General features: G+C 62.6%; 30 protein-coding genes and 2 pseudogenes. 1 reads left to right on the plus strand and 31 read right to left on the minus strand.

The genetic code is table 11. The annotated features are described in order from the left end of the window. Positions 1-74: 74 nt before the first annotated feature. From ACVWYI_RS25075 to rpsL, 30 genes and pseudogenes are all read right to left on the minus strand, one after another. The gene (locus ACVWYI_RS25075) at positions 75-1,106 is read right to left on the minus strand and encodes a DNA-directed RNA polymerase subunit alpha (protein ID WP_247341187.1); all 1,032 of its coding nucleotides are present in this window, start codon (positions 1,104-1,106) and stop codon (positions 75-77) included. A gap of 111 nt (positions 1,107-1,217) precedes the next feature. After that, on the minus strand, positions 1,218-1,607 hold the full coding sequence (gene rpsK, locus ACVWYI_RS25080; protein ID WP_007603045.1) for a 30S ribosomal protein S11: 390 nt from the start codon (positions 1,605-1,607) through the stop codon (positions 1,218-1,220). A gap of 124 nt (positions 1,608-1,731) precedes the next feature. Then, a complete protein-coding gene (gene rpsM, locus ACVWYI_RS25085) occupies positions 1,732-2,100 on the minus strand; it encodes a 30S ribosomal protein S13 (RefSeq protein ID WP_092034909.1) in 369 nt (122 codons plus the stop codon). Positions 2,101-2,287: 187 nt separating this feature from the next. After that, positions 2,288-3,172 carry an adenylate kinase gene (locus ACVWYI_RS25090; RefSeq protein WP_456663475.1) on the minus strand — a complete coding sequence of 295 codons (885 nt, stop codon included), beginning with the start codon at positions 3,170-3,172 and terminating at the stop codon, positions 2,288-2,290. Positions 3,173-3,448: 276 nt separating this feature from the next. Then, a complete protein-coding gene (gene secY / locus ACVWYI_RS25095; protein ID WP_246916884.1) occupies positions 3,449-4,780 on the minus strand; it encodes a preprotein translocase subunit SecY in 1,332 nt (443 codons plus the stop codon). A 152-nt stretch (positions 4,781-4,932) separates the two neighbouring features. Then, on the minus strand, positions 4,933-5,418 hold the full coding sequence (gene rplO / locus ACVWYI_RS25100; protein ID WP_354050817.1) for a 50S ribosomal protein L15: 486 nt from the start codon (positions 5,416-5,418) through the stop codon (positions 4,933-4,935). A 75-nt stretch (positions 5,419-5,493) separates the two neighbouring features. Next, entirely contained in the window at positions 5,494-5,700 is a 207-nt protein-coding gene (rpmD, locus tag ACVWYI_RS25105) for a 50S ribosomal protein L30 (RefSeq protein WP_211399432.1), read from the minus strand. 24 nt (positions 5,701-5,724) lie between these two features. Next, positions 5,725-6,312, minus strand: a complete 588-nt coding sequence (gene rpsE, locus ACVWYI_RS25110) for a 30S ribosomal protein S5 (RefSeq protein WP_007603037.1) — start codon at positions 6,310-6,312, stop codon at positions 5,725-5,727. Positions 6,313-6,359: 47 nt separating this feature from the next. Next, positions 6,360-6,722 carry a 50S ribosomal protein L18 gene (rplR, locus tag ACVWYI_RS25115; protein ID WP_007603036.1) on the minus strand — a complete coding sequence of 121 codons (363 nt, stop codon included), beginning with the start codon at positions 6,720-6,722 and terminating at the stop codon, positions 6,360-6,362. Positions 6,723-6,733: 11 nt separating this feature from the next. Next, positions 6,734-7,267, minus strand: a complete 534-nt coding sequence (gene rplF / locus ACVWYI_RS25120; RefSeq protein ID WP_247341181.1) for a 50S ribosomal protein L6 — start codon at positions 7,265-7,267, stop codon at positions 6,734-6,736. Between the two features lie 16 nt (positions 7,268-7,283). Then, positions 7,284-7,682, minus strand: a complete 399-nt coding sequence (gene rpsH, locus ACVWYI_RS25125; RefSeq protein WP_008136338.1) for a 30S ribosomal protein S8 — start codon at positions 7,680-7,682, stop codon at positions 7,284-7,286. A gap of 14 nt (positions 7,683-7,696) precedes the next feature. Continuing rightward, the gene (rpsN, locus tag ACVWYI_RS25130) at positions 7,697-8,002 is read right to left on the minus strand and encodes a 30S ribosomal protein S14 (protein WP_247341178.1); all 306 of its coding nucleotides are present in this window, start codon (positions 8,000-8,002) and stop codon (positions 7,697-7,699) included. A gap of 46 nt (positions 8,003-8,048) precedes the next feature. After that, positions 8,049-8,606, minus strand: coding sequence for a 50S ribosomal protein L5 (rplE, locus tag ACVWYI_RS25135; protein ID WP_247341176.1), 558 nt, complete (start codon positions 8,604-8,606; stop codon positions 8,049-8,051). After that, positions 8,599-8,913 carry a 50S ribosomal protein L24 gene (gene rplX, locus ACVWYI_RS25140; protein WP_247341174.1) on the minus strand — a complete coding sequence of 105 codons (315 nt, stop codon included), beginning with the start codon at positions 8,911-8,913 and terminating at the stop codon, positions 8,599-8,601. Before rplX ends, rplE begins: the two co-directional genes overlap by 8 nt. Next, a complete protein-coding gene (rplN, locus tag ACVWYI_RS25145) occupies positions 8,913-9,281 on the minus strand; it encodes a 50S ribosomal protein L14 (protein WP_007603030.1) in 369 nt (122 codons plus the stop codon). The genes rplX and rplN overlap by 1 nt, the downstream gene beginning before the upstream one ends. Positions 9,282-9,364: 83 nt before the next feature. Continuing rightward, positions 9,365-9,613, minus strand: coding sequence for a 30S ribosomal protein S17 (gene rpsQ / locus ACVWYI_RS25150; protein WP_247341172.1), 249 nt, complete (start codon positions 9,611-9,613; stop codon positions 9,365-9,367). A gap of 13 nt (positions 9,614-9,626) precedes the next feature. After that, complete coding sequence (gene rpmC / locus ACVWYI_RS25155; RefSeq protein WP_007603026.1) at positions 9,627-9,833, minus strand: 50S ribosomal protein L29; 207 nt, start codon at positions 9,831-9,833, stop codon at positions 9,627-9,629. A gap of 5 nt (positions 9,834-9,838) precedes the next feature. After that, a complete protein-coding gene (gene rplP / locus ACVWYI_RS25160; RefSeq protein ID WP_063982581.1) occupies positions 9,839-10,252 on the minus strand; it encodes a 50S ribosomal protein L16 in 414 nt (137 codons plus the stop codon). Between the two features lie 32 nt (positions 10,253-10,284). After that, on the minus strand, positions 10,285-11,007 hold the full coding sequence (gene rpsC / locus ACVWYI_RS25165; protein ID WP_247341170.1) for a 30S ribosomal protein S3: 723 nt from the start codon (positions 11,005-11,007) through the stop codon (positions 10,285-10,287). 18 nt (positions 11,008-11,025) lie between these two features. After that, complete coding sequence (gene rplV, locus ACVWYI_RS25170) at positions 11,026-11,412, minus strand: 50S ribosomal protein L22 (protein ID WP_092034894.1); 387 nt, start codon at positions 11,410-11,412, stop codon at positions 11,026-11,028. Between the two features lie 10 nt (positions 11,413-11,422). Continuing rightward, positions 11,423-11,701 carry a 30S ribosomal protein S19 gene (gene rpsS, locus ACVWYI_RS25175; protein WP_074116739.1) on the minus strand — a complete coding sequence of 93 codons (279 nt, stop codon included), beginning with the start codon at positions 11,699-11,701 and terminating at the stop codon, positions 11,423-11,425. Positions 11,702-11,713: 12 nt separating this feature from the next. Next, positions 11,714-12,547 (minus strand): 50S ribosomal protein L2, encoded by an 834-nt coding sequence (gene rplB, locus ACVWYI_RS25180; protein ID WP_247503497.1) that lies wholly within the window; start codon positions 12,545-12,547, stop codon positions 11,714-11,716. A 12-nt stretch (positions 12,548-12,559) separates the two neighbouring features. Next, positions 12,560-12,862, minus strand: coding sequence for a 50S ribosomal protein L23 (locus tag ACVWYI_RS25185; protein WP_007603019.1), 303 nt, complete (start codon positions 12,860-12,862; stop codon positions 12,560-12,562). Next, the gene (gene rplD / locus ACVWYI_RS25190; protein WP_247341166.1) at positions 12,859-13,479 is read right to left on the minus strand and encodes a 50S ribosomal protein L4; all 621 of its coding nucleotides are present in this window, start codon (positions 13,477-13,479) and stop codon (positions 12,859-12,861) included. Before rplD ends, ACVWYI_RS25185 begins: the two co-directional genes overlap by 4 nt. A 1-nt stretch (position 13,480) precedes the next feature. Then, a complete protein-coding gene (gene rplC, locus ACVWYI_RS25195; protein WP_247341164.1) occupies positions 13,481-14,194 on the minus strand; it encodes a 50S ribosomal protein L3 in 714 nt (237 codons plus the stop codon). Positions 14,195-14,247: 53 nt separating this feature from the next. Beyond that, a complete protein-coding gene (gene rpsJ / locus ACVWYI_RS25200) occupies positions 14,248-14,556 on the minus strand; it encodes a 30S ribosomal protein S10 (protein WP_002712302.1) in 309 nt (102 codons plus the stop codon). 82 nt (positions 14,557-14,638) lie between these two features. Next, positions 14,639-15,829, minus strand: coding sequence for an elongation factor Tu (gene tuf, locus ACVWYI_RS25205; RefSeq protein WP_247341162.1), 1,191 nt, complete (start codon positions 15,827-15,829; stop codon positions 14,639-14,641). Positions 15,830-15,869: 40 nt separating this feature from the next. Next, positions 15,870-17,943, minus strand: a pseudogene (gene fusA, locus ACVWYI_RS25210) (elongation factor G). Between the two features lie 30 nt (positions 17,944-17,973). Beyond that, positions 17,974-18,444 (minus strand): 30S ribosomal protein S7, encoded by a 471-nt coding sequence (rpsG, locus tag ACVWYI_RS25215; protein WP_247341158.1) that lies wholly within the window; start codon positions 18,442-18,444, stop codon positions 17,974-17,976. 15 nt (positions 18,445-18,459) lie between these two features. Next, positions 18,460-18,831, minus strand: a complete 372-nt coding sequence (gene rpsL, locus ACVWYI_RS25220; protein WP_007603006.1) for a 30S ribosomal protein S12 — start codon at positions 18,829-18,831, stop codon at positions 18,460-18,462. A 664-nt stretch (positions 18,832-19,495) separates the two neighbouring features. On the opposite strand from rpsL, the pseudogene ACVWYI_RS25225 reads away from it, so the two are divergent. Beyond that, positions 19,496-20,736 (plus strand): annotated as a pseudogene (locus tag ACVWYI_RS25225) (FAD-dependent oxidoreductase). On the opposite strand, the gene ACVWYI_RS25230 reads toward ACVWYI_RS25225, so the two are convergent. After that, positions 20,664-22,685 (minus strand): ABC transporter ATP-binding protein, encoded by a 2,022-nt coding sequence (locus tag ACVWYI_RS25230; protein ID WP_456663476.1) that lies wholly within the window; start codon positions 22,683-22,685, stop codon positions 20,664-20,666. The pseudogene ACVWYI_RS25225 and the gene ACVWYI_RS25230 overlap by 73 nt on opposite strands. Between the last annotated feature and the right edge of the window lie 57 nt (positions 22,686-22,742).

The following is a 22,742-nucleotide window of genomic DNA, read 5'->3' on the forward strand; positions in this document are numbered from 1 at the left end:
GTTGCTCAGGTGGGCTGCCTGCGTTCGCCCGCAAAGGCGCAATGAATTCGCGCCTTTGCCTGTTGTAGTTCAGATCAGTAGTGATCCTCGAAGCGCTTGGCGAGCTCGTCGATGTTCTCCGGCGGCCAGCCCGGCACTTCCATGCCGAGATGCAGACCCATCTGGGCCAGCACTTCCTTGATCTCGTTCAGCGACTTGCGGCCGAAGTTCGGAGTGCGGAGCATTTCCGCTTCGCTCTTCTGCACGAGGTCGCCGATGTAGACGATGTTGTCGTTCTTCAAGCAGTTGGCCGAACGCACCGACAGCTCGAGCTCGTCCACCTTCTTGAGGAAGGCCGGATTGAAGGCGAGGTCCGGGATGATCTCCTGGGCGACTTCCTTGCGCGGCTCTTCGAAGTTGACGAACACGTTGAGCTGATCCTGCAGGATGCGCGCGGCGTAGGCCACGGAGTCATCCGGCGTCAGCGCGCCGTTGGTCTCGATCGTCATGGTCAGCTTGTCGTAGTCGAGGATCTGGCCCTCGCGGGTGTTCTCGACCTTGTAGGAGACCTTGCGGACCGGCGAGTACAGGCTGTCGACCGGGATCAGGCCGATCGGCGCATCCTCGGGACGGTTGCGCTCGGCGGGCACGTAGCCCTTGCCGGTGGCGACAGTGAACTCCATGCGGATCTCGGCGCCCTCGTCGAGGGTGCAGATCTGCAGGTCCGGGTTGAGCACGACCACGTCGCCGACGGTCTGGATGTCGCCGGCGGTGACAGCGCCCGGGCCGGACTTCTTGACGACCATGCGCTTGGGGCCTTCGCCCTGCATCCTGATCGCGATGTCCTTGATGTTGAGCACGATGTCGGTGACGTCCTCACGGACGCCCGCGATCGAGGAGAACTCGTGCAGCACGCCGTCGATGTGCACCGACTGCACCGCCGCGCCCTGGAGCGAGGACAGCAGGATGCGGCGCAGCGCGTTGCCGAGCGTCTGGCCGAATCCGCGCTCGAGCGGCTCGGCGACGATGGTCGCGAAACGGGTCGGATCGCTGCCGGGCTGCACCTGGAGCTTGTTCGGCCGAATCAATTCTTGCCAATTTTTCTGGATTGTCACTGTTTCACCCATACAGGCCAGTCAAACTGCTGCTGCAGACACTGGCGTTGGAGAAAGGCCGCAGATCATTCCCACGGCTTTGCAAAAAGTCATTACGGGCGTCAGAGCGCCCGCAATTTGGTATCAAACGCGCCGACGCTTGCGGGGACGGCAACCGTTGTGCGGGATCGTGGTCACGTCACGGATCGAGGTGACGGTGAAGCCTGCGGCCTGGAGCGCGCGGAGCGCCGATTCACGGCCCGAACCGGGACCGGCGACTTCGACTTCCAGCGTGCGCATGCCGTGCTCCTGCGCCTTTTTCGACACGTCCTCGGCGGCAACCTGCGCGGCATACGGGGTCGACTTGCGCGAACCCTTGAAGCCCATCGTGCCGGCGGAAGACCAGGCAATCGTGTTGCCCTGCGCGTCGGTGATGGTGATGGTCGTGTTGTTGAACGACGAGTTCACGTGCGCGACGCCGGAGGCGATGTTCTTGCGCTCACGACGACGAACGCGGGTGGCTTCCTTGCCCATAGAGTACCTTTCCTGGAGATCTCAAACGCCGCCGTAATGCCAGCGGCTACACCTGATGGAACGAAAGGCGTGTGGCGAACGGGTCATTCCCGTTCGCCACACGCCGCGATCTGGATTCGAAAACTTACTTCTTCTTGCCGGCGATGGCCTTGGCCGGGCCCTTGCGCGTGCGCGCATTGGTGTGGGTACGCTGGCCGCGCACCGGCAGGCCGCGACGATGGCGCAGGCCGCGATAGCAGCCGAGGTCCATCAGACGCTTGATGTTGATGCCGACCTCACGACGCAGGTCGCCCTCGACGAGATAGTCGCGGTCGATCACTTCGCGAATCTGGAGCACTTCGGCGTCGCTGAGCTGATTGACGCGACGATCCTCGGGGATCTTCACCTTCTCGATGATCTCACCGGCAATCTTCTGGCCGATGCCATGGATGTACTGGAGCGCGATCAGAACGCGCTTGTTGGTCGGAATGTTCACGCCGGCAATACGGGCCACGGCCTTCTCTCCTGTCGCCGATCCCTCGTCAGGAATCTGGCCTTAAGTGCTTGGTTTCTCGGGCAGGTGTTCACAAACGCGAACACGACGCCCACCCCTGGTCTTCCTGGGGCCCGGCATCGTTTTAAACTATCCGACTTGGATGCGGGGCTTATTAGGGGATTCAGGGGGCTTTCGTCAACCGCCGCTAGCGCTTGGCTCGCTTTTTCGTGACCTTTTTTGCAGTCTTTTTGGCACCCTTTTTGACAGCCTTCTTGGCAGTCTTTTTGGTCGTCTTTTTGTTGGTCGCCTTCTTGCCGGCTTTCCTGACCGCCTTCTTGGCACCCGTCACGGCCTTCTTGCCGGCCTTTTTGGCGGATTTCGCAGCCTTTTTGGCTGTTCTGCTCGGCTTTTTGGCCGATTTCTTCGCCGCTCTCGCCTTTTTGGCCAGGGCCGCCTTGGCCGCGCTCCGGGCGCGGGTCCTGCCATGCGTCTTGGGCTCGACCGCCCCGAGCGCCAGGAGCTGGCGATGAATGGCGCGGGTGACCTCGTCGATGGCCATCATGCCGTCGATGGTCGAAAGCTTCCGCCGCTCGGAATAGTAGTGAATCAGCGGTTCCGTCTGGTTGCGGTAGCTGGCGAGTCGCTTGGTCAGAACCTCCGGAGTGTCGTCGAGTCGGACCTCCTCCCCGCGCTCCCGCATCTGGGCGACGCGAGTTTCGACACGACTCAGGAGCGCGCTCTCGTTGACGCGGAGCTCGATCACGGCGTCGAGCTTGAGGTGCTTGTGCTTGAGCAGCTCATCCAGCGCCTCGGCCTGCGGCACGGTACGCGGGAAACCGTCGAGGATGAAACCGTTTCTGGCGTCCGGCTGATCGATCCGGTCGGAGATGATTCCGACCACGACATCGTCGGGCACGAGGCCGCCGCTGGCCATGATCTCCTTGGCCTTGAGTCCGACCGGCGTTCCGGCCGCAACGGCCGCGCGCAACATCTCGCCGGTCGAGAGCTGGACGATGCCATAGCGCTGCACCAGCAGTTGCGCCTGGGTCCCCTTGCCCGATCCCGGCGGTCCCAGAAGTATGATTCTCATCGGCGTACGCCCCCCGCATTGGTGAGCGATACGTCGCGCACCCGTGTTTTGAAGTCCAACTACAGTGCAAATCATAATCGGCGCCGCACCGCTACCCATATCATAGGGGAGCAAATGGCCGGACGCCAAGAAGGCCTTTGAGATCAGTGTTTGCGCTACAGGGAGAGCCGCTCTGCCGGTGCGACCGAATGGCTCGCTGGCCGTCCCTGCAGGCGCCGTGCGTTGCTCGCGCGGCGAATCGGGGGCGCAGTCGCGCCGCCCGAGAGGACGCCGCGCTTAACGGCGGCGGCCGCGCAGCTTCGACTTCCGGATCAGGCCTTCGTACTGATGCGCCAGCAGATAGCCCTGCACCTGCGCCACCGTGTCCATGGTGACGCTGACGACGATCAGCAGCGAGGTGCCGCCGAAATAGAACGGCACCGAGGCGTAGGAGATCAGGATTTCCGGGATCAAGCAGACGATCGCCAGATAGACTGCGCCAAGCACGGTGACGCGCGACAGCACGTAATCGATATATTCCGCGGTGCGCTCGCCGGGACGAATGCCCGGAATGAAGCCGCCGTGCTTTTTCAGATTGTCCGCGGTCTCGGTCGGATTGAACACGATCGCTGTGTAGAAGAAGGCGAAGAACACGATCAGCGCCAGATACATGATCAGGAACAGCGGACGGCCGTGGCCGAGCTGGGTGGTGATCCACTGGAACCATTCCGGCCCGCTGCCCGCGTTGAAGTTCGCAACCGTGGTCGGCAGCAACAGCAGCGAGGAGGCGAAGATCGGGGGAATCACGCCCGAGGTGTTGAGCTTGAGCGGCAGATGCGAGGACTGGCCCTCGAACATCTTGTTGCCGACCTGGCGCTTCGGATACTGGATCAAGAGCCGGCGCTGGGCGCGCTCCATGAACACGATGAAGGCGATCACGGCGACCGCCATGATGATGACAACCAGGATCAGGCCGGTCGACATCGCACCCTGACGGCCGAGCTCGAGCATGTTGGCGAGCGCCGCGGGCAGCTCGGCGACGATGCCGGCGAGAATGATCAGCGAGATGCCGTTGCCGATACCGCGCGAGGTGATCTGCTCGCCCAGCCACATCAGGAACATGGTGCCGCCGGTCAGTGTGATCGCCGTGGACAGGCGGAAGAACATGCCGGGGTCGCTGACGACGTTGCCGGCGCCTTCGAGGCCCACCGCGATGCCGTAAGACTGGAACGCCGCGAGGATCACCGTGAGATAACGGGTGTACTGGTTCAGCAGCTTGCGGCCGGACTCGCCTTCCTTCTTCAGCGCCTCGAGCTGGGGCGAGACGGTGGTCAGGAGCTGGATGATGATCGAGGCCGAGATGTACGGCATGATGTTCAACGCAAAGATCGCCATGCGGTGAATGCCGCCGCCGGCGAACATGTTGAACATGCCGAGGATGCCGCCCGCCTGGGAGCGGAACACCTGCTCCCAGATGTTGGGGTCGATGCCGGGCAGCGGGATATAGGTCCCGAGCCGATAAACCAGCAGCGCACCCAGGGTGAACCAGATGCGCTTCTTCAGTTCGTCGGCCTTGGCAAACGCACCGAAATTGAGATTGGCTGCCAGTTGTTCCGCTGCAGAGGCCATCTTGGACTTTCTCCCGCCGCCTATTGCGCCGTTATGCCCGCGGCCGGGCTACATTATACCGGACACCGGACATTATCTGGGGCTACGGCTTCGATAAGTCCATCGTCCCGCATGCGCAAAGGCCCGCGAACCGCGGGCCAATGACGCAGTTGTTACGCCGCCTCGCCTTCTTCCTTGGCAGGCGCGAGGATCTTCACCGAGCCGCCGGCCTTCTCGACCGCTTCAATCGCGGTCTTCGTGGCACCATGGACTTCGATGTTGAGCTTGGCCTTGAGCTCGCCGCGGCCGAGCAGCCGCAGGCCGCCCTTGGGGCGGCGGAGCACGCCAGCCTTGACCAGCGATTCGACGTTCACGACGCTGCCGGAGTCGATCTTCTTGGCATCGACCGCGTCCTGGAGCCGGTCGAGATTGATCTCGACGAACTCGACCCGGAAGATATTCGTGAAGCCGCGCTTCGGCAGACGGCGATGCAACGGCATCTGGCCGCCTTCGAAACCCTTGATGCGCACGCCCGAACGCGCGGTCTGGCCCTTGCCACCGCGGCCAGCCTGCTTGCCCTTGCCCGAACCAATGCCGCGGCCGACGCGCATACGCTTCTTGCGCGAGCCGGCATTGTCGGCGATATCGCTGAGCTTCATCGCCCTGCTCCTTGTTTCTTGCGCATGACCTTCACCGAAAACGGGTCCCCGCTTTTCGGGATCGTGCGCCTTTGCTTACTTCTCGTCGACGATGCGAACGAGATGGTGAACTTTCAAGATCATGCCGCGGACCGCCGGAGTGTCCGGCAGTTCGCTGGTGCGGCCGATCTTGTTGAGCTTGAGCCCGATCAGCGTCGAACGCTGCGAGTGATGGCGGCGGATTGCGCTGCCAGTCTGCTCGAGCTTGATCGTCTTTGCGGTCGTAACGGCACTCTTGGCCATGGGCGTCTACTCCGAAAGCTTCCGTTATTCGGCAACCGCCTCGGCGTCGCCACCGATACGGCGGGACTGGAGGGTGGACACCTTGATGTTGCGGCGGGCAGCGACCGAGCGCGGCGAATCCTGATGCTTCAGCGCGTCGAAGGTTGCGCGAACCATGTTGTACGGGTTCGAGGAGCCGATCGACTTCGCGACCACGTCCTGAACGCCGAGCGTCTCGAACACGGCGCGCATCGGACCGCCGGCGATGATGCCGGTACCGGCCGGAGCTGCGCGCAGGTAAACACGGCCAGCGCCATGGCGGCCGGCGATGTCGTGATGCAGCGTACGGCCCTCGCGCAGCGAGACGCGGGTCAGGTTGCGCTTGGCGGATTCGGTGGCCTTGCGGATCGCCTCAGGCACTTCGCGCGCCTTGCCGTGACCGAAGCCGGCGCGGCCCTTCTGATCGCCGATCACGACCAGCGCTGCGAAACCGAAGCGCTTGCCGCCCTTGACGACCTTGGCGACGCGGTTGATGTGGACGAGCTTGTCGACGAACTCGCTGTCGCGCTCTTCCCTGCGTTCACGTCCGCCGCCGCGTTGATCGCGTCCACCACGTTGTTCGCGTTCTGCCATGGTTTTTCCAGTCCTTCAGAGGCTTACGCCTCAATCCTCAAATTCTGTTAGAAGCTCAACCCGCTCTCACGCGCCGCGTCGGCAAGAGCCTTGACGCGCCCGTGATAGAGGTAGCTGCCGCGATCGAACACGACTTCCTTGACACCCTTCTCGGCGGCGCGCTCGGCCAGCAGCTTGCCGACCGCCTTCGCCGCATCGATATCGGCGCCGGTCTTGCCGCCATCGCGCATCGACTTCTCGAGCGAGGAGGCAGAGGCCAGCGTCTCGCCCTTCAGGTCGTCAATGACCTGGGCGTAGATGTGCTTGGACGAGCGGAACACCGACAGGCGCGGACGGCCGCCACCGGAGCGGCGAAGCTTCAGCCGTACACTGCGCTTGCGCCGGGCATTCGTAACCTTGGCTTTCGACATGACCGGCTCCGTTACTTCTTCTTGCCTTCCTTGCGGAAGATGAATTCGCCAACATACTTCACGCCCTTGCCCTTGTAGGGCTCCGGCGGACGATAGGAGCGAATCTCGGCGGCGACCTGGCCGACGCGCTGGATATCGCTGCCCGTCACCGTGATCTCGGTCGGCTTCGGCACGGTGATCGTGATCCCTTCCGGGATCGCGTAGACCACGTCGTGGCTGTAGCCGAGCGCGAGCTGCAGGTTCTTGCCCTGCAGCGCGGCGCGGTAACCGACGCCGGTGATTTCGAGCTTCTTCTCGAAGCCCTTGGTAACGCCTTCGACCAGATTCGCGACCTGAGCGCGAGCGGTCCCGTACAGGGCCCGTGCGCGGTTGGTCTCGACCCGCGGGTTCACCTTGACCTGGCCGTCCTCGAGCTTCACCTCGACGTCGCTATGGACGACGAATTGAAGCTGGCCCTTCGGCCCCTTCATCTTGACGGTCTGCCCGTCGACGGCCGCGGTCACACCCGACGGCACCGCTACCGGCCTTTTGCCAACTCGTGACATGGATCAAAAATCCTTCTCAGAACACCGTGAAGAGAACTTCGCCGCCCACATTCGCTTCGCGCGCACTGTGGTCAGCCATGATCCCCTTCGGCGTCGACAACACCGAAATGCCGAGCCCGTTGTTGACCCGCGGCAGAGCCTTCACCGAAGCGTAGACACGACGCCCGGGCTTGGAGACTCGTTCGATCTCGCGGATGACGGGCTCGCCGTCGAAATACTTCAGCTCGATCTCGATCTCGCTGCGGCCCGAGGAGTGCTCGAGCGTGGCGTAACCGCGGATGTAGCCCTCGGTCTTGAGAACCTCGAGCACGTTCTCGCGCATCTTCGAACCAGGCGTGGAGACCTTGCTCTTGGAACGCATCTGAGCGTTGCGGATACGAGTGATCAGATCGCTGATTGGATCGTGCGTAGACATCTAAACGACCCTCCTTACCAGCTGGACTTCACGAGGCCCGGGACCATGCCCCTGGAGCCAAGGTCCCGCATTGCGATGCGGGACAGTTTGGTCAAGCGATAATTCGAGCGCGAACGGCCCGACAGCTCGCAACGCAGACGGATGCGGGTGGCCGACGAATTACGCGGCATTTCCGCAAGCTTCAGGGTCGCGGCGAACCGCTCCTCCATCGGCAGCGTCTTGTCGGCGATGATCGCCTTCAACCGCGCGCGCTTCGGGGCGGCGTTCTTCGTCATCCGCTTGCGCCGGTTGTTCTTCTCGACTGAACTCTTCTTTGCCATGCTTGGCTCCTGGGTATCCGCGTTTGAGAGGCTTTACGTCAGCGTCTCACTGCCGGAACGGGAAATTGAAAGCGGTCAACAAGGCCCTCGCCTCGTCGTCGGTCTTGGCCGTGGTGCAGACGGTGATGTCCATACCGCGCGATTCCGTGACCTTGTCGAAGTCGATCTCGGGGAAAATGATGTGTTCCTTGAGGCCGAGCGAATAGTTGCCGCGACCGTCGAAGCTCTTCGGATTCAGGCCACGGAAATCTCGGACGCGCGGCAGCGCGACCGTCACCAGGCGATCGATGAACTCGTACATGCGGGCCTTGCGCAGCGTGACCTTGCAGCCAATCGGCTGGTTCTCACGCAACTTGAAGGTCGCGATCGCGACGCGCGAATAGGTCACGATCGCCTTCTGGCCGGCGATCTGGGTCAATTCGGCAGCGGCGTTCTCGGCCTTCTTCCGGTCGTTGACGGAATCGCCAACGCCCATGTTCAGCACGACCTTGTCGAGACGCGGAACCTGCATGACGTTATCATAACCGAACTTCTCGGTCATTTCCGTCCGGATCTTCGCGTCGAATTCCGCGCGCAGGCGCGGCGTGTAAGCGGCCTCAGCCATCGATCTCAGCTCCCGAGCTCTTGGCGATGCGGACCTTCTTGCCGTCCGCCAGAATCTTGAATCCGACGCGGGTCGGCTTTCCGTCCTTGCCGACATACGCGATGTTGGACAGTTGGATCGGCGACTCTTTCGAGATGATGCCGCCCTCCTGGGCCTGCGTCTGCTTCTGGTGACGCTTGACCATGTTGACGCCACGCACGAGCGCGGTGCCGGCATCGGGGCGCACTTCGAACACCTCGCCGGTGCGACCCTTATCGCGGCCGGTCAGCACGATGACCTTGTCGCCTTTGCGGATTTTCGCGGCCATCACAGCACCTCCGGCGCGAGCGAGATGATCTTCATGTGGTTCTTGGCGCGCAGCTCGCGCGGCACGGGCCCGAAGATACGGGTGCCGACCGGCTCGGACTGATTGTTGATCAGAACGGCAGCGTTCCGGTCGAAGCGGATGACCGAACCGTCAGCGCGGCGGATGTCCTTGCGGACGCGCACCACGACGGCCTTCATCACGTCGCCCTTCTTCACCTTGCCACGCGGAATTGCTTCCTTGATCGAGACGACGATGATGTCGCCGATCGTGGCGTAGCGGCGCTTGGAGCCTCCGAGCACCTTGATACACATGACACGGCGTGCGCCAGAATTGTCGGCCACGTCGAGGTTGGTCTGCATCTGAATCATTGATGCACCTCGTCCTCTTCTCTTTGCGCCAGCCCAGCCGGCGCTCAACATTTCCCTGAAGTCAGTCGGCTAAAGCCAACAGATCAGGCGCTTTTCTTGTGTTCGCCCCGGATCACGACCCAGCGCTTCAACTTCGAAACCGGCTTCGATTCCTCGATCCACACCATGTCGCCCGGCTTGAACTCGTTGCTCTCGTCGTGCGCGTGGTAGTTCTTCGAACGGCGGATCGTCTTCTTGTAGATCGGGTGTGTGAAGCGGCGATCGACGCGCACCACGATGGTCTTGGCTTGCTTGTCGCTGACGACCACGCCCTGCAAAGTACGTTTCGGCATCTTCGTTAGCCTCTTACTTCTTCTTCGCGCGCGTCTGCGCGGCGACGGTCTTGATCCGGGCGATGTCACGGCGGGCCTCGCGCAGGCGCGAGGTGTTCTCGAGCTGCCCGGTGGCGCGCTGGAAGCGCAGGTTGAAACGCTCCTTCTTCAGGTTCAGGATGGCGTCATCCTGCTGATCGGGGCTCAACGCGCGGATGTCTTCGATCTTCATCTGGGCCATGGCCATTACTCCGCAATGCGCTCGACGAAGCGCGTCTTGATCGGCAGCTTGGCTGCCGCCAGGGTCAGCGCTTCACGCGCGGTCTGGGTGTTGACGCCGTCGATCTCGAACAGCACCCGGCCCGGCTTGACGCGCGCGACCCACAGTTCCGGCGCGCCCTTGCCGGAGCCCATGCGGACTTCGGCGGGCTTCTTCGACACGGGAACGTCGGGGAACACGCGGATCCAGACGCGGCCGGCGCGCTTCATGTGGCGGGTCAGCGCGCGGCGAGCGGCTTCGATCTGGCGCGCGGTGACGCGCTCAGGCTCGGTCGCCTTCAGGCCGAACTGGCCGAAGGCCAACGTCGCGCCCGAAGACGCAACGCCGTGGATACGGCCTTTATGCGCCTTCCGGAACTTCGTCTTCTTAGGTTGCATCATGGCTTCAAGCCCTCAAAATCTCTGTGCTGGCCTCAGGCCGCGTTGTCTCGGCGCTGCCGGCCGCCGCGATCGCCGCCGCCACCAGTCTCGCCTTCGGCCATTCTCTTGTCCTGGGCCATCGGATCGTGCTCGAGGATCTCGCCCTTGAAGATCCAGACCTTGACGCCACAGGTGCCGAAGGTCGTGAACGCGGTCGCAACGCCGTAGTCGATATCGGCGCGCAGCGTGTGCAGCGGCACGCGACCTTCGCGATACCACTCCATGCGCGCGATTTCCGCGCCGCCGAGACGCCCCGAGCAGTTGATGCGGATGCCTTCCGCGCCGAGACGCATCGCCGACTGAACGGCGCGCTTCATGGCGCGGCGGAACGCCACGCGGCGCTCCAGCTGCTGCGCGATCGATTCCGCCACCAGCGTCGCATCGAGTTCCGGCTTGCGGATTTCGACGATGTTGATGACGACGTCGGACGAAGTGATGTCCGCGACCTTCTTGCGCAGCTTGTCGATGTCGGCGCCCTTCTTGCCGATCACCACGCCCGGACGAGCCGAGTGGATGGTGACGCGGCACTTCTTGTGCGGACGTTCGATCACGATGCGGGCGACAGCCGCCTGCTTGAGCTCCTTGTGCAGTATCTCGCGGATCTTGACGTCCTCGTGCAACAGCTTGCCGTATTCCTGCTTGCCGGCGAACCAGCGGGAATCCCAGGTCCGGTTGATGCCGAGACGCAGACCGATCGGATTGATCTTTTGACCCATCGTGTGCTCCTGCGTCCCTTAAGCCGCTGCTTCGGCTTCGACCTGACGAACGATGATCGTCAGCTGCGAAAATGGTTTGTAGACACGGCCCGAGCGGCCACGGCCGCGGGCGGCAAAGCGCTTCATCACCAGGCCGTTGCCGACGAAGGCCTGCGCCACGACGAGATCGTCGACGTCGAGGTCGTGGTTGTTCTCGGCATTCGCGATAGCCGATTCCAGGCACTTCTTCACGTCAACCGCGATCCGCTTGCGCGAAAACTGCAGGTCGGCAAGAGCAGAAGCCGCCTTCCGGCCGCGAATGAGCTGGGCCACCAGGTTGAGCTTCTGCGGGCTCACCCGAAGCATCCGGGCGACCGCCTTGGCCTCGTTCTCGGCGAGGCTCCGTTCGCGCTTAGGTTTGCTCATCGTTTAATCCTCAAGCCCTCTTGGCTTTCTTGTCGCCGGAGTGGCCATGGAAGGTCCGGGTCGGCGAGAACTCGCCGAACTTGTGACCGACCATTTCCTCGTTGACGGCCACCGGCACATGCTTCTGACCGTTGTAAACGCCGAAGGTCAGGCCCACGAATTGCGGCAGGATCGTCGAGCGACGGCTCCAGATCTTGATGACGTCGTGACGGCCGGACGCGCGCGCGGCATCTGCCTTCTTGAGCAGAGAACCCTCGACGAACGGGCCTTTCCAGACTGAACGAACCATGTCCGGCGATCCTTACTTCTTCCGCTTGTGGCGGCTTAGGAGAATGAATTTGTTGGTCGACTTGTTGGAGCGGGTCTTCTTGCCCTTGGTCGGCTTGCCCCACGGAGTGACCGGGTGGCGACCGCCCGAGGTCCGACCTTCACCACCGCCGTGCGGATGGTCGATCGGGTTCATCGAAACGCCGCGGTTGTGCGGCTTGCGGCCCAGCCAGCGGTTGCGGCCGGCCTTGCCGATCGAGGTGTTCATGTGATCCGGGTTCGACACCGCGCCGATCGTGCCGCGGCAACGGCCGTGCACCAGGCGCTGCTCGCCCGAATTCAGGCGGATGATCACGTAGTCCTGGTCGCGACCGACGAGCTGGGCATAGGTACCCGCGGAACGGGCGAGCTGGCCGCCCTTCCCGATCTTGAGCTCGATGTTGTGGATGATCGTGCCGACCGGCATGTTGCCGAGCGGCATGACGTTGCCCGGCTTCACGTCGACGTAGTTGCCGGCGACGATGGTGTCGCCCACGGCCAGGCGCTGCGGCGCCAGGATGTAGGCCTGCTCGCCATCCTGATACTTGATCAGCGCGATGAAGCCGCTGCGGTTCGGATCGTATTCCAGCCGCTCGACGGTCGCGGGAACGTCGATCTTCTCACGCTTGAAATCGACGGTGCGCAGCGTCCGCTTGTGACCACCGCCACGGAAGCGCACGGTGATGCGACCGGTGTTGTTGCGGCCGCCAGAGGAATGCTTGCCTTCGGTGAGCGCCTTGACCGGCTTGCCCTTGTAGAGAGCCGAACGATCGACCATGACCAGCTGGCGCTGGCCCGGCGTCGTGGGATTGAATGTCTTCAGTGCCATCGTCGTGCGACCTTACAGACCGGTGGTCACGTCGATCCGGTGACCCTCTTCGAGAGTCACGATCGCGCGCTTGGAGTTCGACTGCGAGCCGAGATTGCCGCGGAAGATCTTCGTCTTGCCCTTGCGGACCAGCGTGTTGACGCTCTTGACCTTGACGTCGAACAGCTTCTCGATCGCTTCCTTGATCTGCGGCTTGGTCGCCTTCGCGGCCACCTTGAACAGCACCTTGTTGTGCTCCGAGGCGATCGTCGCTTTTTCGGTCACGACCGGCGACAGGATCACGTCGTAATGGCGAGGCTCGATGTTCTTCGTCATTTGAAGCGCGCCTCCAGCGCATCGATGGCGGCCTTGGTCAGAACAAGCTTCCGACGGCGCAGGATGTCATAGACGTTGATGCCCTGGATCGGCAGCACGTCCATGTTTGGGATGTTGCGGGCAGCAGCGGCAAAGCCGTTGTTGAGCTCGGCACCATCGATGATCAGCGCGTTGGTCAAGCCCAGGCCGGAGAAGTGGCCGAGCAGCGCCTTGGTCTTGGCAGCTTCAAGCGCGGCCTTGTCGATCACGACGAGATCGCCGTCCTTGGCCTTGGCCGAGAGCGCATGCTTGAGAGCAAGCGCACGGACCTTCTTCGGCAGGTCGGTAGCGTGCGAACGCACCACCGGACCGAAGGCACGACCGCCGCCGCGGAACTGCGGCACACGGGCCGAACCGTGACGAGCACCGCCGGTGCCCTTCTGCTTGTACATCTTCTTGCCGGTGCGCCAGATCTCGGCGCGGCCCTTGGTCTTGTGCGTACCGGCCTGGCGCTTGTTGAGCTGCCACTGCACGCAACGTGCAATGATATCCTGGCGCGGCTCGAGGCCGAAAATGGTGTCGGAAAGCTGGACCGAGCCGGCTTCCTTACCTTCGAGGGTCGTGACCTTCAATTCCATCTCACGCCTCCTGCGCAGCCGGGGCAGCGTCCGCTTCGCCAGCAACCTTGAACTTGCCGGGCTTCGGAGCTTCCTTCGGCAGCGGCTTCTTGACAGCGTCGCGCACGCGGATCCAACCGCCCTTGGAGCCGGGAACGGCGCCTTCGACGAGGATCAGACCGCGCTCGACATCGAGTTGGACAACTCGAAGGTTGAGCGTGGTGATGCGGTCGACACCCATGTGGCCGGCCATCTTCTTGTTCTTCCAGGTCTTGCCGGGGTCCTGACGGCCACCGGTCGAACCGATCGAACGGTGCGAGACCGACACGCCGTGGGTGGCGCGCAGACCGCCGAAGTTCCAGCGCTTCATACCGCCGGCAAAACCCTTACCGACCGAAGTACCGGTGACGTCGACGAACTGACCGACGACAAAGTGGTCGGCCAGGATCTCGGCACCGACGGGGATCATCTGATCCGCGGAGACGCGGAATTCCTCGACCTGCCGCTTCGGCTCGACCTTGGCGACCGCGAACTGGCCGCGCTCCGCCTTGGGCATGTAAACGGTCTTGCGGCTGCCAGAACCAAGCTGGAGAGCGACATAACCGTTCTTCTCTTCAGTGCGGTGGCCTAAGACCTGGCAATTGCCGAGCTTCAGCACGGTCACGGGGATATGTTCGCCGGCCTCTGTAAAGACCCGCGTCATCCCGACCTTTTGTGCGATCACTCCGGAGCGCATCGGCGTGCTTCCTGTTCTTTCTGTCCGCTAGGTGCGAACGTGATCCAAAAATCTTAGAGCTTGATCTCGACGTCGACACCGGCGGCCAGGTCGAGCTTCATCAAAGCATCGACGGTCTGCGGGGTCGGATCGACGATGTCGAGCAGGCGCTTGTGGGTGCGCATCTCGAACTGCTCGCGGCTCTTCTTGTCGACGTGCGGCGAACGGTTGACGGTGAACTTCTCGATGCGGGTAGGCAGCGGAATGGGTCCGCGGACCTGCGCGCCGGTGCGCTTCGCCGTGTTCACGATCTCGCGGGTCGACGTATCGAGGATACGATGGTCGAACGCCTTGAGACGGATACGAATATTTTGGCCGTTCATTGCCGTGGTCTCTCTTCAGTGGGGTGGCGAATAGCGAATAGCGAAGGTCACATTCGCTATTCGCCGATCCCTATTCTCGTAATTACTCGATGATCGAGGCGACGACGCCGGCGCCGACGGTGCGGCCGCCTTCGCGGATCGCGAAGCGAAGCTTCTCTTCCATCGCGATCGGCACGATCAGGTGCACTTCCATCGCGATGTTGTCGCCCGGCATCACCATCTCGGTACCTTCCGGCAGATGCACGACACCGGTCACGTCGGTGGTGCGGAAGTAGAACTGCGGACGGTAGTTGGTGAAGAACGGAGTGTGGCGACCGCCCTCTTCCTTGGTGAGGATGTAGGCCTCAGCCTTGAACTTGGTGTGCGGCTTGACCGAACCCGGCTTGCACAGCACCTGGCCGCGCTCGACGTCCTCGCGCTTGGTACCGCGAAGCAGCGCGCCGATGTTGTCGCCGGCCTGGCCCTGATCGAGCAGCTTGCGGAACATTTCGACGCCGGTGACGGTCGTCTTCTGCGTGGCGCGCAGACCGACGATCTCGATTTCCTCGCCGACCTTGACGATACCACGCTCGACACGGCCGGTCACGACGGTGCCGCGGCCCGAGATCGAGAACACGTCTTCAACCGGCATCAGGAATGGCAGGTCGACCGGACGCTCCGGCTGCGGGATGTACTCGTCGACGGCCTTCATCAGCTCGAGGATGGCCTCGTGGCCGAGCTTCTTGTCGGAATCTTCGAGAGCGGCGAGCGCCGAGCCCTTGATGATCGGAATCTTGTCGCCCGGGAAGTCGTACTTCGAGAGCAACTCGCGGACTTCGAGCTCGACGAGCTCGAGCAGCTCCGGATCGTCGACCATGTCGCACTTGTTGAGGAACACGACGAGCGCGGGCACGCCGACCTGGCGGGCGAGCAGGATGTGCTCGCGGGTCTGCGGCATCGGGCCGTCAGCAGCCGACACAACCAGGATTCCGCCATCCATCTGGGCGGCGCCGGTGATCATGTTCTTCACGTAGTCGGCGTGGCCGGGGCAGTCGACGTGCGCGTAATGGCGGTTCTTGGTCTCGTACTCGACGTGCGCCGTCGAGATCGTGATGCCGCGCGCCTTCTCTTCCGGCGCCTTGTCGATCTGGTCGTACGCCGTGAACGTCGCACCGCCCGCTTCGGCGAGGACCTTGGTGATCGCCGCGGTCAGCGACGTCTTGCCATGGTCGACGTGACCGATGGTGCCGATATTACAGTGCGGCTTGTTACGTTCAAACTTTGCTTTGGCCATTTGACTCTCCGTTCAATCGTCAGTTCGAGACCGACGACAATCAGGCAAACTTCTTCTGGACTTCTGCCGACACGTTGGCCGGCGCTTCTGCGTAGTGGTCGAACTGCATGGTGAAGGTCGCGCGACCCTGGCTCATCGAGCGCAGGTTATTCACGTAACCGAACATGTTCATGAGCGGCACCATCGCGTTGATGACGTTGGCGTTGCCGCGCATGTCCTGACCCTGGATCTGACCGCGCCGGGAATTCAGGTCGCCGATGACCGAGCCGGTGTAGTCTTCCGGGGTCACCACTTCGACCTTCATGATCGGCTCGAGCAGGACGGACTTGCCCTTCTGCAAGGCCTCGCGAAATGCAGCACGCGAAGCGATTTCGAAGGCGAGCGCCGACGAGTCGACGTCGTGATACTTGCCGTCGACCAGCGTCACCTTGACGTCCACGACCGGGAAGCCGGCGACCACGCCCGAACCCATCACGCTGTTGAGGCCCTTTTCGACGCCGGGGATGTATTCCTTCGGCACCGAACCGCCAACGACCTTGGATTCGAACTCGTAGCCCTTGCCGGGCTCGTTCGGCTCGACCACGATCGACACTTCAGCGAACTGGCCGGTACCGCCGGTCTGCTTCTTGTGGGTGTACTTGACTTCGGCCTTCTTGGTGACGCGCTCACGGAACGCCACCTGCGGCGCACCGATGTTCGCGTCGACCTTGTAGGTACGACGGAGGATGTCGACCTTGATGTCGAGATGCAGTTCGCCCATGCCCTTGAGGATGGTTTGGCCGGACTCCTGGTCGGTCGACACGCGGAAGGACGGATCCTCCGCGGCGAGCTTCGCCAGCGCCACGCCCAGCTTTTCCTGGTCGGCCTTCGACTTCGGCTCGATCGCGATCTCGATGACCGGCTCGGGGAATTCCATCTTTTCGAGGATCACCGACTTGTCGGGATCGCACAGCGTGTCACCGGTGCGCGCTTCCTTCAGGCCAGCCAGCGCGACGATGTCGCCGGCATAGGCTTCCTTGATGTCTTCGCGGTTGTTCGCATGCATCAGCAACATGCGGCCGATGCGCTCCTTGCGGTCGCGCGTCGAGTTGATGACGCCGGTACCCGACAGCAGCGTGCCGGAATAGATGCGGCAGAAGGTGATGGTGCCGACGAACGGGTCGTCCATGATCTTGAACGCCAACAGAGCCAGCGGCTCCTTGTCGTCCGGCAGACGAACGATCTCGTTGCCGTCTTCATCGACGCCCTTGATGGCGGGCACGTCGACCGGCGACGGCAGGTAATCCACGACCGCGTCGAGCAAGGGCTGCACGCCCTTGTTCTTGAAGGCCGAGCCGCACAATACCGGGAAGAACGCGCCAGTCAGCACGGCCTTGCGGATCAAGCGCTTCAACGTCGCCTCTTCGGGCTCCTTGCCATCGAGGTAAGCGGCAAGAACTTCGTCGTCGAGTTCGACGGCGGCTTCCAACAGCTTCTCGCGATATTCCTTGGCCTTCTCGACCATGTCCTCGGGAATATCGATGTCGACGAACTTGGCGTCGAGCTTCTCTTCTTCCCAGACCACGCCCTTCATACGAACGAGATCGATCAGGCCCTTGAAGTTGTTCTCGGAGCCGATCGGAAGCTGGATCGCGATCGGCTTTGCGCCGAGACGATCGATAATGTCCTGCATGCACTTGTAGAAGTCGGCGCCGGTCTTATCCATCTTGTTGGCGAAGACGATGCGCGGAACCTTGTACTTGTCGCCCTGACGCCAGACGGTCTCGGGTCTGGGGCTCGACGCCCTGGTTGGAGTCGAGCACGCACACGGCGCCGTCGAGCACGCGCAAGCTGCGCTCGACTTCAATGGTGAAGTCGACGTGGCCGGGCGTGTCGATGATGTTGAGACGCTTGCCTTCCCAGAACGCGGTGGTCGCGGCCGACGTAATCGTGATGCCGCGCTCCTGCTCCTGCTCCATCCAGTCCATCGTCGCGGCACCTTCGTGCACTTCGCCGATCTTGTGGCTCTTGCCGGTGTAATAGAGGATGCGCTCGGTGGTCGTGGTCTTGCCGGCATCGATATGCGCCATGATACCGAAGTTGCGGTAATTCTCTATGGCATGAACGCGGGGCATGGAGTGTTCCTTAGATTCCGTGTGTCGCCGTTACCAGCGATAGTGCGAGAAGGCGCGGTTGGCTTCCGCCATCCGGTGCACGTCTTCGCGCTTCTTGACGGCGTTACCCCGGTTGTTCGACGCGTCCAGGAGCTCCGCAGAGAGCCGCTCGGTCATCGTCTTCTCGTTGCGATCGCGCGCAGCCGAGATCAGCCAACGAATGCCCAGCGCCTGACGGCGCACCGTGCGAACTTCGACCGGAACCTGGTAGGTCGCGCCACCGACGCGGCGGGAGCGCACTTCGATCGTCGGCATGACGTTCTCGAGTGCCTGCTCGAACACGCCGAGCGGGCTCAGCTTGGTCTTGCTTTCGATGAGGCCGAACGCACCGTACACGATGCCCTCAGCGACCGACTTCTTGCCGGCGTACATCACCGAGTTCATGAACTTCGTGACGATGATGTTCCCGAACTTCGGATCGGGAAGGACTTCACGCTTTTCAGCAGAATGGCGACGAGACATGGACCTGGTTCCCGCTTACTTCGGACGCTTGGCGCCGTACTTCGAACGACGCTGCTTACGGTTCTTGACGCCCTGGGTATCCAGAACGCCGCGGAGGATGTGGTAGCGCACGCCGGGCAAGTCCTTGACGCGACCGCCGCGGATCATGACCACCGAATGCTCCTGGAGGTTATGGCCTTCACCGGGGATGTAGCCGATCACCTCGAAGCCGTTGGTCAGACGCACCTTGGCGACCTTACGAAGCGCCGAGTTCGGCTTCTTCGGGGTCGTGGTGTAGACGCGCGTGCAAACGCCGCGCTTCTGCGGAGACTGCTGCAGCGCCGGCACCTTCTTACGCGACTTCTGCACTTCCCGCGGTTGAGCGATCAGCTGGTTGATCGTCGGCATCCTGGCCTTACCCTTTTGTGTTCGCCGCGGCCCCTTTCGGGTCCGCTGTCTTGCCGCAGCCCGTCACCGGGTCCGCAAATTCTCCGGACTACCCGCCCGAGGGGCCGCCTTCCGCGGACAAACCGCACAAAGCGAAATCGCGCCAACCACTCATCACTGAGCGGAAAGCGCTTCGACGCCACAGAGGACCGCGATATTTGGACCGGTCAGCTTAAAGCTGCGGCCCGCGCATCGAGGTCATGCATCCGAATTCGATCTCGAGAGAACATGCTCAAGAGACCTAAAATCGCACTGGCATTGCCTAGCTATGATCGACAGCGTTTGAGCGGCATTCGTCGAGGTTGGTGCCCGTCTTGGTGACCCCAGAGGGATCAAACGGGTGGCCCGTTCCGACGCTGGCGATGCTCACCGCCTGTCGTTAAGTGGCCGCTTTCTATAAGTGGGTGTCGGTCAAGTCAAGACGAAACGACAGTCAGAAGCGCTTCCCGCGCCTGTCGAAATCGCTTTCTGGCCGCCTCGCTGCGTCCTCCCGATATGGGAACGAAGAGCATGTTCCGCTACTGGAACCTATTTACATCCGGGTCAAATATACTTTTATAACCCTCGCTAAGGCTTTTTTTCCTGTTGGAGCGTCAATGTGCCGCCTTCGGCAGAGATTTGCGCCATGCGGTACACGGACATTGCCATTATCGGCGGGGGATTTGTCCGGCTCGACCGCAGCCGCGATGCTCGGCCGTAGCGGCATGTCGACCGTCTTGATTGATCCGCATGAGAGCTATTCGGCGGACTTTCGAGTCGAAAAAATCAGCGGTCACACGCAACTCGAGTGATTCTTGCGGACTGGAATCGCCGAATCGGCGCTGCGCCGCGCGACCTTCGTGGGCGAGAACTGGATCGCGCGATTCGCGCCGCCTCCTCGACAAGGCGCCAAGCCGGCAGTTCAACATGCTCTACGATTCGCTCGTCAACGCCGTCCGCGACGAAATTCCTGCCGGCGTCGAGCGCGTCTGCGCCAAGACCGTTTTGGTCGAGACGAGCGCGGAGCGGCAGAAGATCACTCTCTCCAACGACAAGGTGATCTCCGCCCGGCTGGTCGTGCTCGCCAACGGCCTCAACGTCGGCCTGCGCCATCAGCTGGGAATCGCGCGGAAAATCGTCAGTGCCTGCCATTCGATTTCGATCGGGTTCGACGTGGTGCCCGCGGGACGGGATTCGTTCGACTTCCCGGCGGTGACCTATTTCTCGGAACGGCCGAGCGACCGCATCCCCTACCTCTCGCTGTTTCCGATCGGCACGCGGATGCGCGCCAATCTGTTCGTCTATCGTGGCTTCGACGATCCCTGGCTGCGTGAGCTGCGCCGCGCGCCAGCCGAGACGCTGAACGTCGCGCTGCCACGGCTCAAGCGCATCACCGGCCCATTCGACATTCCCGGTGAGCTGAAAATCCGCCCGGTCGATCTCTATGTGAACGATGCAAGCGGTCAGCCCGGCCTGGTGCTGGTGGGCGATGCTTTCTCGACCTCCTGCCCCGCCGCCGGCACCGGCTGCGACAAGGTCTTCACCGACGTCGAGCGGCTCTGCAACGTCTACATCCCGCAGTGGCTGGCCTCCGAGGGGATGGACACAAGCAAGATCGCCGCCTTCTACGCAGATCCGGTCAAGCGGGAGTGCGACGAATGGTCGGCGGCGAAGGCGTTCGACTTCCGCTCGGTCTCGATTGCGACAAGCCCCTACTGGACGGCGCAGCGCTGGGCACGCTTCATTGCCTGGTCGGTTCAGGGGCTATTGCGGCCGCTTGGAGGCGCAGTTCATCTGGAGCCGAACTTCCTCGGTCACTCCTCCTCGTCGTCCTCATCATCCTCGTCGAGGTCGTCTCCATCCTCGTCGCTGTCCTCGTCGACGTGAGCCGCCGCGCCATGCGGCTGGTGGGTCTGGTCGTTCCACAGCTTGCGATAGGTGCCGTTCGTGGCCAGCAGTTCGGCATGCGAGCCGCGCTCGATCGCCCTGCCCCCTGAAATCACGATGATCTCGTCCATCTCGACCACCGAGGACAGGCGGTGGGTCGACCAGATCATGGTGCGGCCCTTGGCAACCTTCAGCAGCGTGCGGTTGATCGCGGCTTCCGTGGTCTGGTCGAGTGCGGAGGTGGCTTCGTCCAGCAGCAGCACGGAGGGATTACGGATGACCGCGCGCGCGATCGCGATACGCTGGCGCTGGCCGCCCGACAAGGTATCGCCGCGCTCGCCCACCGGCGTGTCGTATCGCTGCGGCAGGCTCATGATGTAGCGGTGGATCTCGGCCTTCCTGGCCGCCTCCTCCACCTCCTCGTCGGTCGCGCCCTCCTTGCCGAGCCGGATGTTCTCGCGGATCGACATGTTGAACAGCATGTTCTCCTGGAACACCACCGCCATGCTCCGGCGCAGCGAATCCAGCGTCACCTTGCGGACGTCGACGCCGTCGATGGTGACGCGGCCCTCGTCCGGCACGTAGAGCCGCAGGATCAGGTTCAGCAGCGTGCTCTTGCCGGAGCCCGAGGGGCCGACGATGGCGATGCGCTTTCCGACATTGAGCTTGAGGCTGAGATTGTCCAGCACCGGCGTCTGGCTGCCTTGGTACTGGAACGACACGTGGTCGAAGGTGATGTCGTTGGTGATGCGCGGCAGGTCGGGCGCGCCGGCACGATCGGCGCTGCGCGTGGGTTCGTCGAGCAGCTCCTGCATGTGACGGATCGCGGCTGCCGAGGAGATCGACACGGGAATGAAATGCATCACATGGGCGATGTTGTAGGACACCTCCCAGAACGCGCTCTCGAAGGTGACGAAGGTGCCGATGGTGATCTGGCCCTTGGTCGCCAGATACGCACCGATCGCGAGCACGACGATATGCAAGAGCAGCACCGAGATGGTGACCGTCCGCTCCACCATGGTCGACAGGAACGCCGCCGAGGCCATCCTGTTTCGTGTCTCGTCGTTGCGGAACTTGAAGAAGCCGAACATCCGGCGCTGCAGGCTGAAAGCCTTGATCACGGCCTGCGCCGCCACGTTCTCCTGCACCATGCCGAGCAGCGCGGACTCGTTCAGCTTCTGCTCGTAGTTCGCCTGAACAGCCTTCGGCGTGAGCATGCGCGGACCGATCAGCGTGATCGGAAACACCAGCAGCGCAACCACCGCGAGCTGCCAGTTCAGGAACACCATCAGGATGATTCCCGCGATCAACTCCAGGAACGGCAGTGCCGCGCTGTTGGCAAAGGTCTTGACCGAGCCCTCGAAGGCCGCGAGGTCAACGGAGAAGCGCGACAGGATTTCGCCGCGCTTGGTGCGGCCGAAATAGGCCGCCGGCAGGTCCTGGACATGCTCGAACAGCCGTTTGCGGACGTCGGAGATGATGCAGGCCGCGAGCCGCGCATCCCAGCGCTCGTACCAGATCGCGACGATCGAGGTGAAGATGCCGGCGACCGCGAGCACGCCGAGGATCTTGTACAGCGCCTGGAAATCCTCCTCGCCGAGCGCATCGTCGATCAGGAACTTCAGGCTGAGCGGCATGATGACGTTGAACAGCGTCTCGACGAAGACGCCGAACGCCACGAATGACAGCATCCGCTTGTAGTTCGTCAGATAAGGTTTGACGAAACCCAGGATGGTCGCGAGCGCGCCGGCGGCTTCGCGCGCGGTAAAGACGACGAGATCCTCGTCCTCATCGTCGTCATCGAGCTCCAGCTCGTCATCCTCCTCTTCTTCATCGTCCTCGTCTCCTTCGAGATCCGGCTTGGCAGTGGAGGCGAGCTTGTCGTCGAGCTCGGCCGCGTCTTCCGCGGCAAGCTTCTGGTTGTCGGGCGAGAGAGGCTTGGATGCCATGAAACCAACCGATGCTGACGGCCGGCATGACCGCAGAGAAAGCAGAAAATAGCGGCA

The organism is Bradyrhizobium sp. LB13.1 (genome assembly GCF_054056815.1).

Bases quoted from the DNA above. Each gene is read 5' to 3' on its own strand.
- rpsC (WP_247341170.1), bottom strand. From the start codon at position 11,007: ATGGGTCAAAAGATCAATCCGATCGGTCTGCGTCTCGGCATCAACCGG.
- rplD (WP_247341166.1), bottom strand. From the start codon at position 13,479: ATGGAATTGAAGGTCACGACCCTCGAAGGTAAGGAAGCCGGCTCGGTC.
- ACVWYI_RS25090 (WP_456663475.1), bottom strand. From the start codon at position 3,172: ATGAGAATCATACTTCTGGGACCGCCGGGATCGGGCAAGGGGACCCAG.
- rpsJ (WP_002712302.1), bottom strand. From the start codon at position 14,556: ATGAACGGCCAAAATATTCGTATCCGTCTCAAGGCGTTCGACCATCGT.
- rplO (WP_354050817.1), bottom strand. From the start codon at position 5,418: ATGAAGCTCAGCGATATCGCCGACAATGCCGGCTCGCGCAAGAAGCGT.
- rpsH (WP_008136338.1), bottom strand. From the start codon at position 7,682: ATGTCTACGCACGATCCAATCAGCGATCTGATCACTCGTATCCGCAAC.
- rplC (WP_247341164.1), bottom strand. From the start codon at position 14,194: ATGCGCTCCGGAGTGATCGCACAAAAGGTCGGGATGACGCGGGTCTTT.
- rpsG (WP_247341158.1), bottom strand. From the start codon at position 18,444: ATGTCTCGTCGCCATTCTGCTGAAAAGCGTGAAGTCCTTCCCGATCCG.
- rpmD (WP_211399432.1), bottom strand. From the start codon at position 5,700: ATGGCCAAGAGTGCCGTTACGACCGCAAAGACGATCAAGCTCGAGCAG.
- rplB (WP_247503497.1), bottom strand. From the start codon at position 12,547: ATGGCACTGAAGACATTCAATCCCACGACGCCGGGCCAGCGCCAGCTG.
- rpmC (WP_007603026.1), bottom strand. From the start codon at position 9,833: ATGGCCCAGATGAAGATCGAAGACATCCGCGCGTTGAGCCCCGATCAG.
- rplX (WP_247341174.1), bottom strand. From the start codon at position 8,913: ATGGCCGCGAAAATCCGCAAAGGCGACAAGGTCATCGTGCTGACCGGC.
- rpsE (WP_007603037.1), bottom strand. From the start codon at position 6,312: ATGGCAGAACGCGAACAACGTGGTGGACGCGATCAACGCGGCGGCGGA.
- rplP (WP_063982581.1), bottom strand. From the start codon at position 10,252: ATGATGCAACCTAAGAAGACGAAGTTCCGGAAGGCGCATAAAGGCCGT.
- rpsQ (WP_247341172.1), bottom strand. From the start codon at position 9,613: ATGCCGAAACGTACTTTGCAGGGCGTGGTCGTCAGCGACAAGCAAGCC.
- rplE (WP_247341176.1), bottom strand. From the start codon at position 8,606: ATGGCTGAGGCCGCTTACACGCCGCGCCTGCGCGCGGAATTCGACGCG.
- rplF (WP_247341181.1), bottom strand. From the start codon at position 7,267: ATGTCACGAGTTGGCAAAAGGCCGGTAGCGGTGCCGTCGGGTGTGACC.
- rplR (WP_007603036.1), bottom strand. From the start codon at position 6,722: ATGTCGAAAGCCAAGGTTACGAATGCCCGGCGCAAGCGCAGTGTACGG.
- rpsL (WP_007603006.1), bottom strand. From the start codon at position 18,831: ATGCCGACGATCAACCAGCTGATCGCTCAACCGCGGGAAGTGCAGAAG.
- rpsN (WP_247341178.1), bottom strand. From the start codon at position 8,002: ATGGCAAAGAAGAGTTCAGTCGAGAAGAACAACCGGCGCAAGCGGATG.
- rplN (WP_007603030.1), bottom strand. From the start codon at position 9,281: ATGATTCAGATGCAGACCAACCTCGACGTGGCCGACAATTCTGGCGCA.
- secY (WP_246916884.1), bottom strand. From the start codon at position 4,780: ATGGCCTCTGCAGCGGAACAACTGGCAGCCAATCTCAATTTCGGTGCG.
- tuf (WP_247341162.1), bottom strand. From the start codon at position 15,829: ATGGCCAAAGCAAAGTTTGAACGTAACAAGCCGCACTGTAATATCGGC.
- rplV (WP_092034894.1), bottom strand. From the start codon at position 11,412: ATGAGCAAACCTAAGCGCGAACGGAGCCTCGCCGAGAACGAGGCCAAG.
- rpsS (WP_074116739.1), bottom strand. From the start codon at position 11,701: ATGGTTCGTTCAGTCTGGAAAGGCCCGTTCGTCGAGGGTTCTCTGCTC.
- ACVWYI_RS25185 (WP_007603019.1), bottom strand. From the start codon at position 12,862: ATGACGAAGAACATCGAGCCTCGCCATTACGACGTGATCCTGTCGCCG.
- ACVWYI_RS25075 (WP_247341187.1), bottom strand. From the start codon at position 1,106: ATGGGTGAAACAGTGACAATCCAGAAAAATTGGCAAGAATTGATTCGG.
- ACVWYI_RS25230 (WP_456663476.1), bottom strand. From the start codon at position 22,685: ATGGCATCCAAGCCTCTCTCGCCCGACAACCAGAAGCTTGCCGCGGAA.
- rpsK (WP_007603045.1), bottom strand. From the start codon at position 1,607: ATGGGCAAGGAAGCCACCCGCGTTCGTCGTCGTGAGCGCAAGAACATC.